The organism is Mycobacterium sp. (genome assembly GCF_965229105.1).
Lineage (GTDB): Bacteria > Actinomycetota > Actinomycetes > Mycobacteriales > Mycobacteriaceae > Mycobacterium.
On sequence record NZ_OZ245858.1, the window covers coordinates 971,460 to 986,832 of the forward strand.

Genomic DNA, 15,373 nt, shown 5'->3' on the forward strand with positions numbered 1-15,373 from the left:
TTGCGGCGCGGTCATAGGTCTGGCTGCGCGTCAACCCCGCCGCGCAATCATCCGGATAGGCAGGCGTTCGTGGCGTCGAATGATGTTGTTGACCGCCCAGACTGGACTACCGGTCAGCTCGATACGCTCCACCCTCTCGGCTAGTGCGCGCAACATGGCTGCCGTCTCAAGGCGCGCCAAACCCTGTCCAGCGCAGGCATGCGCGCCTTGGCCGAAACCGAGCTGACGGTTGGCGTCGCGGCGGATATCGAAGGTATCGGGGTCATCCCATTCGCGTTCATCGCGGTTGGCCGAGGCATAGATCACCAACAGTCGGGCACCGCCTGGAATCGGCATGCCTGCGATCTCGGTGTCGTGGCGGGTGTAGCGCGAGAAGGCGCGCAGCGGCGATTCGTAACGCAGGACCTCGTTGATGGCATTGGGGATCAGCGCGTGGTCGTCGCGTAGCAGCTGCCACTGCTGGGGGTGCAACGCAAACAGGTGCAGTGCACTGGAGATCGCACTGATGGTGGTGTCCAGTGATGGACCGATGTAGTCCACCATCAGTGGAGGACAGTCGGCGATGGAAATCCTGCCGTCGTCGGCGGCGAGCAGGACGTCATGGCCGAGGCTGCCCTCGGTGATCTCCCGGCGGCGCACCACCCGCCGGGCGAATCGCATCATTTGAAGGCTGCCGACGAACGAGGTCATGGCGTGCCGGTTGAAGGGGCCGAGGACATCGAAAGTGGCTCCGCCCCAATCTAATAGGCTGTCCCGCTGATCCTGGGGCCAGCCGACCAGATCCGGGACCACCGCCATCGGTAGAGCGGTAGCCACATCGGCGACGCCGTCGACCACCCCACGCGCCAGCGCCGCATCCACCACCGCGGCGGCCTGCTCGTCGACGCCGTCGCTGATGGCGCGTAGCGCTCGTGGCAGCATCCGGTGGGCGACGAGCTTGCGACGCTGATCGTGTTCGGCACCGTCGCTACTGAGGGTGGTCCCGCGGGACAGCCGATTGATCATCCGGTTGAGCGCCACCCCGTTGCCTGAGAGGAAGGTCTTATCGTCACGCAGGACGGCTTTGCACTCGGTGTAGCGCGGCAGTGCGTAAACGCGGTGCCGGGGCAGCCAGACCACCGGGCCGAGTTCACGTAACCGTGTGTAGTGCGGGTAGGGATCGACGATGGCATCGGTGCGGTAGATATCAGGGCGATAGGTGGGAACACCCTTTCTTGCCTTGATCATTGGTGGATCTGCTTCCGTCGTGGGCTGTTCGGCAAGACAGCACAGAGGGCGGCGATGTTGCGGCCGCAGGCCATGACAGTCCGGTCGGGGCGGACAAGGGCGGCGGTGGCGTGGCCTCGATGCAGCCAGGCCGCCAGTGCGGTGCCCGGTTCGACGATGTGCACGACGGCACCGCGCTGCTCGGCGACGGCGCGCTCGGGCGGCGTTGGTGATGTCAGGGTGAGCAGTGCGAAGCCGATGCCGAGGACGGCATCGAGACGCTGACCGTCGGCGAGTTCGGGGTTGGGGCACAACAGCCCGGCCAATTGCGTTGGCCGGTGGGTCTTGTGCACCAAAGCGGACCGGCGCAGCGCCGGGGTTCTGCTGTCGACGATTTTGCCGCTGAGACCTGGCAGCAGGTGTAGGCGCGGCACGATGAGCCGACGGGCCAGGCTGCCGACATCGCCACCAGCGGTCATCGCCCGTCCGACAACCAATGCCAGGTTGATCATGGCGCGCGCGTGCGGTTTTCGTTCCTGCTGATAGCTCTGCAGCACCGTCTCGGGCAGGGTGCCGTTGAGTACGCCGGCCAGCTTCCACGACAGGTTCATTGCGTCGCGAAGGCCGGCGCCCATGCCCTGGCCGATGAATGGCGGAGTCAGGTGCGCGGCGTCGCCGAGCAGAAAGACATTGTCTCGGCGCCAGTGGTCGGCCAATTGGGCCCGGAACGTGTACTCGGTGACACGTACCAGCTCCAGGTCGCTCACCGTGAGGTGCGCGACCCAGGGCTGGATCAGGGGCAGCAATGCATCGACGGTGCCGAAATCGGCCGAGGTTTCGCCGTCACGCAAGCGGAACTCCCACCGGTAACGGCGCTCACCGATGCGCATATAGGTGCCCGCGCGGTAGGGGTCGCAGACCTGGTGCACGCCTTCCCACTGCCTGAGGTCCGCGGCGGTCGCGATATCCACCACCAGCCAACGCTGTTCGAACTTCAGGTCGACCATGCTTGCGTCGATCCGCGAGCGCACGATGCTGTTCGCGCCGTCGCAGCCGAGCACATAGTCGGCCTCGACGACGTGTTCGGCGCCGTCGGCATCGTTGGTGGTGCGGTCGGTGTAGGTCACCCGGGTGGCACCACATGCAACCGAGATGTCGGTGACCTCGACGCCGCTGCGCAGCCGCGCCAGCGGGTAGTGAGCGAGATTGGCGCGCAAGAGCTCTTCGAGATCGGGTTGGTCGAACATATTGGCCTGGGGAAAACCGTTGCAGCTCAGACCTGTATCGCGGGTGAACTCCGACAGGGTGCGCATATCGCTGCCGAGCAGCCGTAAGCCGAGCGCGGGTCGGGAGATCCTGGTGAACGGTTCGGCGATTCCGATGCGGGCGATGATCCGGAAGACCTCGTCGTCGAGGTGGACTGCACGTGGTTGGGGGTAGACGCCGTGCCAACGGTCCAGCAGCAGACTCTCGATGCCGTACTGCGCGAGCAGGGTGGCGGCGGTGACGCCGGTGGGACCCGCGCCGACGATGACGACGGGGACGCGTTGCGGAGTGTTCATCAGTGCTCCACGACGGTGTACTCGATGGCGAAGCGCCCAAGGATGTCGTGGACGGCGACCTCGTCGATGGCTGAACTGACGATGATCCGCACCGCCGTGGAACCGTCCACCACGTCGGCTTCGACGGCCTCGATGCCGGCGATCCCGGCCAGTGCGTCGGCGACCGCGCTGCGGGTGGCGTCGGCGCGTAACGGAAGTTTGAAGGGCTTCCCGACCGCGGTCACGGGCAGTGTGCTCACGATCGTCACCGCCTTCGGGGCCGCAGCGCGTTCGATGACGTGGTCGCAGGCCCAGGCGGTGAGATCGTCGCCGGTCGTGCCGGCGCCGGGGCGAAGCGTCACATAGGCGACCGGCACCTCACCTGAGTGGACATCGGGTCGGCCGACTGCGGCGGCGCCGGTGACGTCGGGATGGGCGAGCAACGCATCTTCGATGACGGCCGGGTCGATATTGTGGCCGCCGCGGATGATCAGGTCCTTGGCCCGGCCGGTGAGGTGGATGAAACCGTCGTCATCGACCCACGCCAGGTCTCCGGTGTCTAGCCAGCCGTCGACCAGTTTGCCCAACCCGTCGAGCACGTAACCGTCACTGCCACAGGCGATCACGTAGCCGGGGAAAACCGTGGGACCACTGATCGCCAGGGTGCCGATTTCGCCGGCGGGCAGGTCTGTCCATCCGCCGCCGTCGTCGATGCGGACCGTCTTGACGCGTTGATACGGCAGCCGTTGGCCTACCGAACCCGCTCGGTGGTGGTCGGGAAAGCTGCGGGCGCTGGCGCAGGTGGCCTCGGTCAAGCCGTAGCCCTCGACCAGGGCTATCCCGGTGCGGGACTCGAAATCAATGCGCACCGAATCCGGCAGTGCTGCCGCACCGACCACGGCGAGGCGCATGCTGGAAATATCGGCATCGACGGGGCATTGCGCCAGCACGGCATATACCGTCGGCACTGCGCTCATCGTCGCAAGCCGGTAGCGCGCCACCATCTTCCAGAAGTTCCCGTACAGCGCCGGATCGCGGTAGCCGAGCGGACCGGCCCACACCACGTGTTGTCCACGAAGCAGCGCCGCGAGCAGGGTGACCACCAGGGCGTTGACGTGAAACAGTGGAAGTGCTGCGAAAAGCGTTGAGCCCTCCTCCAAAACGCCGCTGATGCCGATCATCCAGGCGTCGGCGACTTCATTTGCGTGGGTGTGCGCGGCCAGTTTCGGGGCGCCGGTGGTGCCGCCGGTGTGGAACAGCGCGGCAAGGTCACCGGCGACAGGAGGGGTGCCGATGAAGGCGTCACCGGCCTGATCGGCGGCCAGGTCGCGGAGGTATCCGACGAACACGCCGTCGATTACCGGGGCAGAGGTGCAAGTGTGGTCACCGGTAGCGCGAAGAAGCAGGATGGTGTCGATGAGACCGTTGGCGGCCAACCCGGCCGCGATCTGCCATGATCGCTCGTCAAATTTCGGCTCGGCCGCAATGACGACACGGGCGCCGGATCGGCGCAGCAGTTCTGCGACGTGCTCTTCGGACAGGCCACCGTTGATCGGTGCGGCGATACCGGCAAGTTGAGCCGCCAGCGAGGCGGTGATCAGCTCATCGCAGTTGGGTGAGAGTAGCGCGACGGCACTATTGCGTTGTACACCAAGATCTTTGAGAAGATTGGCGGCTTGGTGCACGTCGGTACGCAGTTGGGCGAAGGTGCGCCTCAGCGGGTGTTGCCAGTGCTCGGCATCGGGGAGCACAGATACCGCTGTCCGGTTGGGCCAAAGATCTGCCGCGCGGGACAGTACGGCATAGGTGGTCGTCGGCACGCCACGCCGCGCAAGTGGCACAGCTTCGATGGCTGCGAGATCCGTTGGGGCCGAGGCGGTTGGCCACAACAGGTCGTCGGTGATCACGCGTACCGCACGACGGAGCGTTGTGCGCCAAGATCGATGGCGCCGTCGTCGGTGGCGACACTGGCATGGACGACGTCGCCGTGCCGGAGATACTTGACGTTCTTGGCCTGGCTTTTGAAGAAGGCTTTCCACTTCAGCGCGGGCGGAAGCAGTGCGCCGATCATCTCGATGGGTTTCGGGGGAGCGCTCAGCGCTGTGCCGACAGGGGTTCCCGTCAGTACCAGATCGCCGGCATCGAGGTGCTGGAACCGGGTCAATGCCTGCAGGGCCTGCACCGGCGGATACAGCATATCGCCGCCGACGGTGGCGTTCTGGCGTTGCTCGTCGTTGACACTGAGGGTGAGTCGCAGATCGCGGAAGCGAGCGAGTTCTTCGGAGTTCAGCAGCACTAGGGCGGGCCCGACCGGGGTGAACGTCGGATACGATTTCGCTTCGTAGAACTGGGTTTTCGGCAGTTGGATATCGCGGGCCGAGACGTCGTTGGTGACTACGAGCCCGGCGATGAACTCCCCGAGGTTGGCGTCGGTGACCGCGGTCCCGACCGGGATGTCGCGACCGATGACCAGGCCGATTTCCACCTCGTAGTCCAGGAAGCGGACATGACCGGGTTTGACGATCTCATCGGTGGGCCCGACGATCGATCCGGAAGCCTTGCGGAAGAACGTCAGTGGCACCGACTTCGGGTCCATCCCGGCGTCTTTGACATGCGAGGCAAAGTTCGTCATCTGTGCGACCACACGGCAGGGTGCGGTCACCGGCGAGACGAGGTCCAGGCTTTCGACAGGGACCGGGCCGCCGGCAGCACCGGTGGTCGCCTCGATCGCCCGGCGATCGGCCAGCAGCTCCCGCGTTGTGGTTGCGGAGGTGTCGATCTTCGTTGCGGTGGAGCCGTTCTGGACGTACCAGGCATCGGCGGTGTGCAGGATGGTGGTGGTCATGACGTCGCTACTTTCAGGAAGCCGCGGAGGCGGTCGGGGGTGAATTCGTTATCGTGGGCGCGCACGGTGGTGAACATGGACCGGAGTTCGTCGAGGCCGTCGCGGCCAGCGGAGATGCCGAGGAAATCCTTGGTGACCGGCGGGCCCCACTGCGACAACCCGGAGGCGCTGAACTCGGCCCACCCCGGCTCGAGCGTGTTGTCGAACATGTCACCGTCGGCGAAATGCTCAACCAAGAATCCGTCGGAATCGCGCCAGTAGTCGAAGATTTGGCTGCCCTGGATATGACGGCCGATTCCCCATGAGCGTTGGTATCCGCGCTCACGCAGATATTCGCCACCGGCGGCCAGCGCGTCGAGATCGCACACCTGATACGCCGAGTGCACGTAGCGGTTCGACGGGCCGAGGGCAATGGCGAGGGTGTGGTGGTCGGCCGGGGTGGCGCCTCGGTCGCAGCGGATGAAACTCATGGTCGGGCCGAGCTCGCGCTGACCAGGGAAGTACAGGAAGTCGCTGACGATCATGCCGAGGTGGTCCAGATACCAGTTGAGTGTTTGGAGGTATTTCGTGCTTTGCAGCACCACATGACCGAGCCGCTGCACGCGGGCGGGCAGTCGCGGTGGCCGTTGGGTCGAATTGGTGCGCAGCAGTTGATGTCCGACGTTGACGGTGTGCTGGGTCTGCGCTGGCAGCGAAGCCAGCGCATGGGTGCCTGCGATCACGCGGACCGGGATACCGCTGGGGTCGGTCAGGTCCACCGCGAGACCGCCGATGCTCTCGGGTAATACCCGGGTGGGCGCACCGGTCGCATCCGCCAGTCGCAGCACGTCGACCTCGTCGTGCGCGCAGAACGCGACGCCGGTGAACTTCGATCGCGGGCCCTGGCGCACGATCACGCAGGGCGCACCGGGGTCGGTACCGCGCAGGTGGAGCTCGCCCGGTGTGCGCAGCTGCGTGGAGAACCCGAATGCCTGCGCGAACGCTTCGGCGCGAAGCAGGTCGGGTTTCTCGAATTCCAGCCAGGCGATATCCCGGATTTTGATCACCGGATTGCGGGACCGGCCAGGGTGCTCGCCGGCGACGGCGCCCTGTTCGCTGTGTAGATCCTGGTGTGCTTCGACAGTCTGGCTCATGCCGGACTCCTCTCAACTGACGAAATCGTCACATACGATGTTATCGTCAGTCAACCGTAACTGACGAAATCCTCATAACTGAGGAGATCGCGGTACCATCGGTTCGGCGTGGAGGGATGGCGCAGTGACAGCAGATGTGGACGACGGGCGCACCGGGTCGGCAAACCGGATGGACCGGCGCAAGCAGCGGACCCGTGCCGCGCTCATCCGGGCAGCTCAGGCGTTCATCGCCGCAGGGAAGATGAATGTGCCGGTCTTGGAGATCACCCAGGCCGCAGATATCGGGATGGGGTCGTTCTACAACCACTTCCAGACCAAAGAAGAGCTGTTCACCGCCGCAGTCGCGGACGTGTTGGACGTGCACGGCGCTCGTCTGGACAAGCTGACCGAGTCGTTGGACGATCCTGCCGCGGCGTTTGCGCAGAGCTTTCGCTTGACCGGGCGGCTGTTCCGGCTACGGCCGCAGGAAAGCCAGGTGCTGCTGAGCAACGGCATACCGCTGTTGAGCTCGGATCGCGGCCTGGCGCCGCGGGCACTGCGCGATATCGTCAGCGCCAACGCGGTCGGCCGCTTCCACGTTCGCGATCCTCAGGTTGCCCTTGCCGTGGCCGGTGGCGCACTGCTCGGTCTTGGTCAACTGCTACACCAACAACCCGAGCGTGACAGCGGGCAGACCGCGGACGCCGTCACCGAAGACCTGCTTCGGCTGTTCGGGATGACGGCCGACGACGCGCAGCTGTTGTGCCAATTGCGACTACCGGATATCGACGAGCTCGGTGTACCTGATTCCGCGGCTTGACACGTGCGCAGTACGCGGAATCAGGCAAATGCCCAGCAGCGGCGGATACACTTCGATTCCCTCGGTTAGGAGCCACCACATGCGGTATTGGACTCGGGCAGCGGTCGCCGCCATGTCGCTGGTGACTATCCCCGGCGCGATCGTCACAATCGCGCCGACCGGTGTGGCAGCGGCCGACGTGTGCGCCAGCGCCGGTCGGCGCGTTCAGGTCAGCGGCTGCGCCAGCCTTGCCGATGTGATGGCGCCGTACGTGCCGCCACCTGCGTACTACGCACCGATTCCCGAGGACTATTACGCGCCCCCACCGCCGCCGCCTCCGCCACCGCCGATCAACGGATGCATCGGCTACAACGGACGGCGTATCAACGTAGCTGGCTGCAACTAACGGCGAAACCTGGTCAAGCCCAAGCCTCGTGGAGGAGATTCGACACATGCCGCCGACGATGAGGTCCTGTGCTTTTGCTCTTATCCTGACGTGTCTCCCGCTGACGGCGGTGGGGATCGCCCCGCAGGGTCGTGCCGACGAGGTCTGTCCGGCCGGGATGTACTGGGACATCTACACCGAGCAGTGCCTGTACTACGACATCGACGTCTACATCGACCCCAACCCTGTCCTGGGGCCGGTAGGTCCCGTAGGGGTTGGCGGTCCGATCGGACCCGTCGGACCCGGACCCGTCGGACCCGGACCGATCGGGCCAATCGGCGGCCCCGGCCGACGCTGACGACCGCACGCTCGATCTGCACTCCCACTGGTGATCCCCATACCCTGTAGGGATGGGTTTCCTCGATCCTTCGGCGTCCGAACCAGTCATCACCGACCCCGGTGAGCTTCGAGCGCATCGCAAACGGCGACTTGCCTTGGCGTACCGCGTGTTCGGCGCCGCCGGCTGGGGCACTTTCGGTGACGGACACATCTCGGCGCGGGATCCGGAACGCCCCGACTGCTTCTGGTTGGGCCGCTACGGGGTGCCGTTCCGCCAGATGACCACAGATGATCTCGTCCTGGTCGGGCCCGACGGCAGCGTCACCGGCGGTGGCTTTATCAATCCGGCGGCGTATTACATCCACGCGCCTGTGCACGAGGCGCGTCCCGAGATCGTCGCCGCGGCGCACTGCCATACGCCCTACGGGACGCCGTTCTCGACGTCGGTCACCAGGCTGGAGCCGATCTCACAGGAGGCCTGCGCCTTCTTCGACGATCACGAGATATTCGATGACGAAGAGGTCGATATCAAGTCCACTGACGGCGGCAAGCGCATCGCGGCGGCGATCGGTGACGCCCGTGCGGTGATCCTGCGAAACCACGGACTGCTGACCGTCGGCACGTCCGTCGACGCCGCGGTCGGTTTCTTTCTCTTGATGGAACGGTGCGCGGAGGTACAGGTGAAAGCCCACGATCCCCAACTGATCAGCGCGCAGGCAGCTCGGCAGGCACATGACGGCTACGACGAGGGAGCCGCCTGGCAGGTCTTCCAGTGGGCTCAGCGCACCCTGGTTCCGGACGTGAGCGTCCGTTAGCTGGCATCTGCCCGGGCACGAAATTCACAGCGCCGTTTCCGTCAGACCCCAGGTTTCTCCAAGGTCGGCGGGGTGTTCTAACGCTCTAGGAGGGGCTTTCGTAGTGTGCGCAGCGTTGCGCGGCCTTCCTTTCGACGGAGCGAAGGAGATTTTCAGATGACACGCAGTAAGCGCAATGGGACGAAGTTGCTGGCCGCGGCCATGGGCGGGAGTGCACTGGTGGCGATGGGGGTTTTCACCGCGGTCGTCGGCGGCACGCCCGCCTCGGATGGTCCGTCCAGCATCGCAGGGCCGATGACTGTGGGCGCAACGGTTACCGAGGGTGTGGAGACAACGACGGCACCGGTATTCGTACTGGCCACCGAAAAGGCCGTGCCCCCGGTTAAGGCGCAGGCGTACAAGTAGGCGTTACGGCGGGCTAGACGGCGTCCATTGGGGGCCCGTTGCCGGCGTTCTGATCGGCGAGTGCGGTGGCCACGGGGATGCCGTTGTTCATCACGCCCAGGACGGTGATGGTCTCGTTGACCGAAAACAGCGGGCCGGTACCGGGATTGGCGCTACCGTCGGTGCTGATCTGCGCGGTGGTCGAGGTGATCGCGAAAGTCGTTGTGGTCCCGTCGGTTTGACGGGTGGTGATCGACTGCGGGGATATTGCTACCACCTGGCCGACCAGTTGCACCGTGCCACCTTGGGTGACGGAACTGGAGCGGGGTACAGCAGGTGACTGCTGCGTGATATCGAGCAGTGCCCAGACCGTAGCCGCGGTGACGCACGCGGGAAGCACGGTGAAGACGGCCAGACGCTTGGCGCGACCGATGCTCTGGGAAGCCGCTGACTCCATGGCCTCGCAGGTACCCGTGGCCACCGGGTGGCAAACATCAAGGACTGTTCACCCTGCCGGTCGCCTGCAGGCGGGTGATCAACAGCGTCTCGATCTCCGCGCGGCAGGCCTGCAGATCCACCTGTTCGTCGAGCAGTGATTCCAGTGCGACACCGCGCAGCATCGCCATCACCACGGTGGCCAAACCGGCTCCGTCGATATTGCCGGAGAACTCCCCGGCCTCGACGCCCCGGGTGATGCCGTCGATGAGTGCGTTGCGAAATTCCCTGTCGGCGGCGATCATCGCCTCGCGGACCTCAGGTGCCGGGGTCGCCACCGCATCGGCCCACAGCACCAGGCGCGCGCGGTTGATCGGTTGCAGGTCGGCCAGCGCTTCGAAGTAAGTATCGAGTAGGCCGACGAACTGGGCACGTGCCGAATCTGCCTGGTGGTCAAGGTATATCGACCGTTGAAATTGTTCGGTGACGGTATCGACCAGCCGCTGCATCATGGCCCCCTTTGACCCGAAGTGGTGGGTGGCCAGCCCCCGGCTGTACCCCGCCCGCTCGCCGATATTCGCCAGCGTCACCGCGGTCGGTCCAATCTCGCCGATCAACTCAGCGGCGGCACCGAGCAGTTTTTGCTCGGCTTCGGTGCGTCGCGCTTCCTGGGTTCGCCTGGCGGCTGTGACGCCATCAACCATGCGCGGTTGCCAGGAGTTCACTGCGGCCGATCTGGGTGACCAGGCTGGCCGAGTCGAAATAGATCCGCTCGTTGATGATCCGCTCACCGTCGAAGAAGAACACCGCGATGATCGGTACCCGGAACGATTTCCCGGTTGGCGGGAGTCCGTAGAACTCACCGAGATTTGTTCCAAGAAGGTCGAATTCGACGATGACAGTGTCATCGGAAACGTGGAACCGCGCGTTCTCATGGCGCTGGTCGGGAAACGCGGTGCGGGTGGTGCGGTAGTAGGTCATCACTTCGTCGTCACCGTCGAAGATCTGGCCGGTGGCCATGATCTCGTAGTGCGGGTGCCCGTTAAAGGTGGCCAACGTCTGGTCGAAGTCCTGCGTGACCTCGGTTTCCATGTGTTCTGCGATGACAGCAAGCCGAACCTGTCGTAGCTCGTCGGATATCACAGGGTCTCCTCGAAGGGCCGCACAGCACTAACTTGTTGATCAACAAGCTAGCATTCATTGTCCGGCTGTCCACAGGTCACATGCGTACTGTCGAAGCCATGCCAGCATTCGGTGATTTCAGCACCAACCGGCGGACGGTTATCACGGCTCTGCCCGGGGTGATGGTGCTGCCCTGCGTCATCGCGGGGTGCTCGTCAGGATCCCCCAGTTCGTCGCCCAGTTCCGCTCCCGCCGACGGCGGCACCAGCTCGCCGACCGAGTTGGGGGCGCATATTGACGCGGCCAAGGTTGCGGTTGGCTCGGCGGTCGTTGTTGCCGGGGAGAAACCGATTGTCGTCGCGCAGCCCACCGCCGGGACATTCGTAGCGTTCTCCGCCTCCTGCACTCATCGGGGTACCACGGTGGCCGCAGAACCCGGCAGCACCACTCTGGTCTGCCCCGCACACGGCAGCGAATTCGACGCCGCAACAGGACAAGTCCTCAAGGGGCCGGCCACGGCACCGCTCGCCTCGGTCCCGGTGGCGAACGCCGATGGAGTTCTAACCCTCGGGTAAGAGTCTGTTCCGTTTAGGCGTGCTCGCGTGTCACCGCGGGTACTAATTGCTCATGCAGTTCATGTCGCCCACAGACTCGGTGTTCCTTCTCGGTGAATCGCGTGAACATCCGATGCATGTCGGTGCGTTGCAGTTATTCGAGCCGCCCGCCGGCGCCGATGTGGACTTCATGCGTGTACTCCATGAAGGCATGGTTGCGCAGACCGATTTCCAGCCCACCTTCCGCAAGCACCCGGCGACCATCTTCGGGGGCATTGCCAATATCGGCTGGGCCTTCGAAAAAGAGGTCGACGTCGACTACCACCTGCGCCGCTCGGCGTTGCCGTCCCCGGGCCGGGTGCGCGACCTGCTGGAGTTGACCTCCCGGATGCACGGCACGTTGCTCGACAGGCATCGTCCGCTGTGGGAGGCCCACCTGATCGAGGGCCTGGCCGATGGCCGGTTCGCGGTCTACACCAAGGTTCACCACTCGCTACTCGACGGTGTCTCGGCCCTCAAACTGACTCAGCGCACCTTGTCGAAGGATCCGACCAATACCGAGATCAGAGTGCCCTGGAGTCTGCAGCCTGGACCTTCGACGGAACGCGAACATTCGGCGGGCCCGTCGCTGCTGCAGTCGATCACCGGTGCGGTGGGAACGCTTGCCGGCCTGGCGCCCTCGGCATTGTCCGTGGCCAGGGCCGGACTCTTGGAGCAGCAGCTGACTCTTCCATTCGGTGCGCCCAAGACGATGTTCAACGTCAAGATCGGTGGCGCCCGGCGGGTTGCCGCGCAATCGTGGCCGCTGGATCGCATCAAGCGGGTCAAGGACGCTGCGTCGGGGGTGACGATCAACGATGTGGTGCTCGGGATGTGTGCCGGCGCGCTGCGGACCTACCTGCTGGAACAGAGCGAACTGCCCGATGCTCCGCTGATCGCGATGGTGCCGGTGAGCCTGCGCTCGGAATCCGAAGCCGATGCCGGCGGCAATATGGTCGGCGCGATCCTGTGCAACCTGGGTACCGATATCGAGGATCCGGCGAAGCGGCTGGAAATCATCAGTGCGTCGATGCACCGCAACAAAAAGGTGTTTTCGTCGCTGCCACGGCTTGAGGCGCTGGCACTGTCCGCGTTGATGATCGCGCCCCTGGGGTTGTCGGCCGTCCCCGGGTTTGTCGGGTCGACGCGGCCGCCGTTCAATATCGTCATCTCGAATGTGCCAGGGTCGCAACAGTCCATGTATTGGAACGGTGCCCGGCTGGACGGTAACTACCCGCTGTCCATCGTGTTGGACGGGCAGGCGCTGAACATGACGTTGGCCAACAACGGGGACAATCTGGACTTCGGCCTGGTCGGCTGCCGGCGCAGCGTGCCCCATCTGCAACGACTGCTCGGCCATCTCGAAACCGCCATCAAGGACCTCGAACGCGCCGTCGGCGCCTGAACCGCCGGATGCCGAAACTCAGTGCAGCACTGCTGCTTTACCGTATCGCCGACGGCTTTGTCGAGGTCCTCATCGCCCACCCCGGCGGGCCGTTCTGGGCTCGCAAGGACGACGGAGCCTGGTCGATTCCCAAGGGGGAGTACAACATCGGCGAAGAACCGTGGGAGGCGGCTCGACGCGAGTTCGGTGAAGAGCTCGGCCTGCCCGTACCGGAGGCGGAGCGCATCGATCTCGGGGAAGTCCGCCAGGCCGGCGGCAAGGTCGTCACCGCCTTCGCCGTGCACGCCGACCTCGACATCGCCGACGCCCGCAGTAACACCTTCGAACTGGAATGGCCCAAAGGCTCCGGCCGGATCCGGGAATTTCCGGAGGTGGACCGGGTGGACTGGGTTCCGGTCGCCGTCGCGCGGGTCAAACTCCTCAAAGGACAGCTGCCATTCTTGGACGCCCTGATGGGCCACCCGAGCGTGGCAGGTCTAGGCGAAGCCTGACTGCTGAATCGACTCCGCTGAATCAACAAAGGCGGCGCCCGCGATGGGCGCCGCCTCTGTCAGAAAAGGCTGAATTATGGGCAGGTGACTGCGATTTCGAACGCCTTGGTTACCGGAGTCATCGGGTTTGCGACGTCGACGCCGGTGGCCTTGCCGGTGATCTTGTAGGTGCTTCCATCTTTGGTGGCGGACGCTTCACCGCCGGGCACGCCGGTGGTGTACCCCAGGACCACGCCGTTGACGTTGCCCAGACCCACCTGCTTGACCTCTGGCGGGTCGGCGTCGGACAGTTGGGCGCCGAGGCCACCCGTCGCATTTCCGATCGCGATCTGGATGTTGCCGCCCATGTTGGTGCACACCACGGTGCCGTCGACGTTCTGTGCCGCGCCGTCGATGCTCAACGTGGCCGCACCGGCGGGCGGATTCCCCTTGGCGGCGTCCGTCGCAGAGGTCACTGCGCTGGTCGCGGAGCTCGCGGCCGTCTTGGCGGTCTCGGTCGCCGAGCTGGCGTTCTCCGATACCGATTTGTCACTGGAACAGCCAGCCAGGCCACCTGCCACAATCGCCGCACTACCTACGGCGATGACTAAAGCACGCTTCACCACTGTTCTCCTTTGGTTTGTGATCCGTCAGTGGCGGCGGATCTGCATTGCAGTATGGGTCGCACTGGATATGCAAACCGGGAAATGGAGTAAATGAGTGTCTCTCCCAAGTCTCGCAATTTGCCGCGACCTGTGACATAGATCGCCAATTTGCGTAGATCTGAAACCTTGCACCAGTGCGCAAGCTTGCGCGAGGCTGTGACGATGACAGCAGGCCTGCGTGAGCGCAAGAAATCCGCGACAAAAGACGCGTTGAGCCGGGCCACGCTGGACCTGGCCCTCGAACGTGGGCTCGCGGGGGTGACCGCCGACGCCATTGCCAATGCCGTCGAGGTATCGCCGCGAACATTTCATAATTACTTCCCGAGTAAACAAGACGCCATTCTGTTCGTCCTGGAAAAGGCCGTGCGCTCACTGGTAAGTGCATTCTCCGCACGCGATCACACCGAATCGGTGCTCGATTCCCTAGAAGCGGTGTTATGCGAGCTGGTCGAATCCGCCGGCGCCCTGGACAGGATGGTCGCGGTGACCCGTCTGATGGTTGAGCATCCCGCCCTGGTCGCCCGCCACATCGGCACCCTCGAGGGCACCACCGACGAATTGCTGGCTGAAATCGGAAGGCGCACAGGGACGAATCCGGACACCGACCTCTACCCGCGACTGGTTTACCACGCCACCAACGCGGTGGTCAGGGCGGTGGTCGAGCTGCAGGTCAAGTCCCAGCCGGGTAGCGCCGCTAGGCCGACTCCTGTCGACGTTGTGCACGCCGGTTTTTCACAGCTGCGCAACGGCCTGCCGCAGCCGGTTTAGCACGCCACTTTGATGGTGAAGGTGCCGTTGCTCCGGAAGCTGGGGTTGTCGGTCTTGAAACCGTCGGCAGTTCCGGTGATCGAGTACGTCGAACCCGTCATGCTGACGGCGGCGTCGCCCGCCAGATCCTCGGTGTAGCTGCCGGTGAACCCACCAAGATCGGTGATGGTGACGGCCTTGACAGTCTGCTTATCGCCGTTGGCAATCAGTGCTGTGGTGCCGGAGGTCGAACTGCCGGTGCTGATGGTCATGGTGTCGCCCGCGGGTGTGCAGTCCACGGTTTTGAACTCGCCGAGCTTTTGATCGTTGATGGTGACCTCGGCGGTGCCCGGTATCAGGGCGCCGGCCTGGCGTTGCTGCTGTGGCGGTGATGAGCAGCCCGCGGCGATACCGACGACCAGCACGGCCCCGGCTAAAGACAGTGTCTTTTTCACCGGTCGAATGTATCGGCGCAGGCGGCGTAGCGACACCGGTTCGTCACATCGGGCT

At 64.6% G+C, this 15,373-nt stretch carries 19 protein-coding genes; 9 read left to right on the forward strand and 10 right to left on the reverse strand.

The genetic code is table 11. The features are described 5' to 3' along the window. Positions 1-30: 30 nt before the first annotated feature. The 5 genes from ADBZ9O_RS04600 to ADBZ9O_RS04620 are packed head-to-tail and all read right to left on the reverse strand — an operon-like array spanning position 31 to position 6,725. Complete coding sequence (locus ADBZ9O_RS04600) at positions 31-1,227, reverse strand: cytochrome P450 (protein WP_526528826.1); 1,197 nt, start codon at positions 1,225-1,227, stop codon at positions 31-33. Then, complete coding sequence (locus ADBZ9O_RS04605) at positions 1,224-2,768, reverse strand: FAD-dependent oxidoreductase (protein ID WP_526528828.1); 1,545 nt, start codon at positions 2,766-2,768, stop codon at positions 1,224-1,226. The genes ADBZ9O_RS04600 and ADBZ9O_RS04605 overlap by 4 nt, the downstream gene beginning before the upstream one ends. Further along, complete coding sequence (locus ADBZ9O_RS04610) at positions 2,768-4,654, reverse strand: acyl-CoA synthetase (protein ID WP_526528830.1); 1,887 nt, start codon at positions 4,652-4,654, stop codon at positions 2,768-2,770. Before ADBZ9O_RS04610 ends, ADBZ9O_RS04605 begins: the two co-directional genes overlap by 1 nt. Beyond that, on the reverse strand, positions 4,651-5,592 hold the full coding sequence (locus tag ADBZ9O_RS04615; protein WP_526528832.1) for a fumarylacetoacetate hydrolase family protein: 942 nt from the start codon (positions 5,590-5,592) through the stop codon (positions 4,651-4,653). The genes ADBZ9O_RS04610 and ADBZ9O_RS04615 overlap by 4 nt, the downstream gene beginning before the upstream one ends. Then, positions 5,589-6,725: a VOC family protein gene (locus tag ADBZ9O_RS04620; RefSeq protein WP_526528834.1), complete on the reverse strand. Its 1,137-nt coding sequence runs from the start codon at positions 6,723-6,725 to the stop codon at positions 5,589-5,591. The genes ADBZ9O_RS04615 and ADBZ9O_RS04620 overlap by 4 nt, the downstream gene beginning before the upstream one ends. Positions 6,726-6,894: 169 nt before the next feature. Here ADBZ9O_RS04620 and ADBZ9O_RS04625 point away from each other — a divergent pair, with 169 nt between their 5' ends. The 5 genes from ADBZ9O_RS04625 (at position 6,895) to ADBZ9O_RS04645 (ending at position 9,447) form a co-directional block, all read left to right on the forward strand. After that, entirely contained in the window at positions 6,895-7,524 is a 630-nt protein-coding gene (locus tag ADBZ9O_RS04625; RefSeq protein WP_526532833.1) for a TetR/AcrR family transcriptional regulator, read from the forward strand. Positions 7,525-7,603: 79 nt separating this feature from the next. Next, on the forward strand, positions 7,604-7,909 hold the full coding sequence (locus ADBZ9O_RS04630) for a hypothetical protein (RefSeq protein WP_526528836.1): 306 nt from the start codon (positions 7,604-7,606) through the stop codon (positions 7,907-7,909). Between the two features lie 46 nt (positions 7,910-7,955). Continuing rightward, positions 7,956-8,246 carry a hypothetical protein gene (locus ADBZ9O_RS04635; protein WP_526528838.1) on the forward strand — a complete coding sequence of 97 codons (291 nt, stop codon included), beginning with the start codon at positions 7,956-7,958 and terminating at the stop codon, positions 8,244-8,246. 52 nt (positions 8,247-8,298) lie between these two features. After that, on the forward strand, positions 8,299-9,042 hold the full coding sequence (locus ADBZ9O_RS04640; RefSeq protein ID WP_526528840.1) for a class II aldolase/adducin family protein: 744 nt from the start codon (positions 8,299-8,301) through the stop codon (positions 9,040-9,042). A gap of 156 nt (positions 9,043-9,198) precedes the next feature. Next, the gene (locus ADBZ9O_RS04645) at positions 9,199-9,447 is read left to right on the forward strand and encodes a hypothetical protein (RefSeq protein WP_526528842.1); all 249 of its coding nucleotides are present in this window, start codon (positions 9,199-9,201) and stop codon (positions 9,445-9,447) included. 13 nt (positions 9,448-9,460) lie between these two features. On the opposite strand, the gene ADBZ9O_RS04650 is transcribed toward ADBZ9O_RS04645, so the two are convergent. From ADBZ9O_RS04650 to ADBZ9O_RS04660, 3 genes are read right to left on the reverse strand one after another with little or no spacing between them, the layout of a single operon-like run. Beyond that, positions 9,461-9,883 carry a hypothetical protein gene (locus ADBZ9O_RS04650; RefSeq protein WP_526528844.1) on the reverse strand — a complete coding sequence of 141 codons (423 nt, stop codon included), beginning with the start codon at positions 9,881-9,883 and terminating at the stop codon, positions 9,461-9,463. Positions 9,884-9,920: 37 nt separating this feature from the next. After that, the gene (locus tag ADBZ9O_RS04655; protein WP_526528846.1) at positions 9,921-10,565 is read right to left on the reverse strand and encodes a TetR/AcrR family transcriptional regulator; all 645 of its coding nucleotides are present in this window, start codon (positions 10,563-10,565) and stop codon (positions 9,921-9,923) included. After that, a complete protein-coding gene (locus tag ADBZ9O_RS04660) occupies positions 10,558-11,004 on the reverse strand; it encodes an ester cyclase (RefSeq protein WP_526528848.1) in 447 nt (148 codons plus the stop codon). The genes ADBZ9O_RS04655 and ADBZ9O_RS04660 overlap by 8 nt, the downstream gene beginning before the upstream one ends. Positions 11,005-11,102: 98 nt before the next feature. Between ADBZ9O_RS04660 and ADBZ9O_RS04665 the strand changes: the two genes are divergently transcribed. Genes ADBZ9O_RS04665 through ADBZ9O_RS04675 form a run of 3 tightly spaced genes read left to right on the forward strand, consistent with a single transcriptional unit; the run spans position 11,103 to position 13,472 of the window. Beyond that, positions 11,103-11,558: a Rieske (2Fe-2S) protein gene (locus ADBZ9O_RS04665; protein ID WP_526528850.1), complete on the forward strand. Its 456-nt coding sequence runs from the start codon at positions 11,103-11,105 to the stop codon at positions 11,556-11,558. 52 nt (positions 11,559-11,610) lie between these two features. After that, positions 11,611-12,981, forward strand: a complete 1,371-nt coding sequence (locus tag ADBZ9O_RS04670; protein ID WP_526528852.1) for a WS/DGAT/MGAT family O-acyltransferase — start codon at positions 11,611-11,613, stop codon at positions 12,979-12,981. An 8-nt stretch (positions 12,982-12,989) separates the two neighbouring features. Further along, entirely contained in the window at positions 12,990-13,472 is a 483-nt protein-coding gene (locus tag ADBZ9O_RS04675) for an NUDIX hydrolase (protein ID WP_526528854.1), read from the forward strand. 74 nt (positions 13,473-13,546) lie between these two features. On the opposite strand, the gene ADBZ9O_RS04680 is transcribed toward ADBZ9O_RS04675, so the two are convergent. Further along, complete coding sequence (locus ADBZ9O_RS04680; RefSeq protein ID WP_526528856.1) at positions 13,547-14,074, reverse strand: lipoprotein LpqH; 528 nt, start codon at positions 14,072-14,074, stop codon at positions 13,547-13,549. Between the two features lie 204 nt (positions 14,075-14,278). Here ADBZ9O_RS04680 and ADBZ9O_RS04685 point away from each other — a divergent pair, with 204 nt between their 5' ends. Then, positions 14,279-14,884, forward strand: a complete 606-nt coding sequence (locus ADBZ9O_RS04685; RefSeq protein ID WP_526528858.1) for an acyl-CoA-like ligand-binding transcription factor — start codon at positions 14,279-14,281, stop codon at positions 14,882-14,884. Here ADBZ9O_RS04685 and ADBZ9O_RS04690 read toward each other — a convergent pair. Further along, positions 14,881-15,318: a lipoprotein LpqH gene (locus tag ADBZ9O_RS04690; RefSeq protein WP_526528860.1), complete on the reverse strand. Its 438-nt coding sequence runs from the start codon at positions 15,316-15,318 to the stop codon at positions 14,881-14,883. The two genes, ADBZ9O_RS04685 and ADBZ9O_RS04690, sit on opposite strands and share 4 nt — an antisense overlap. Between the last annotated feature and the right edge of the window lie 55 nt (positions 15,319-15,373).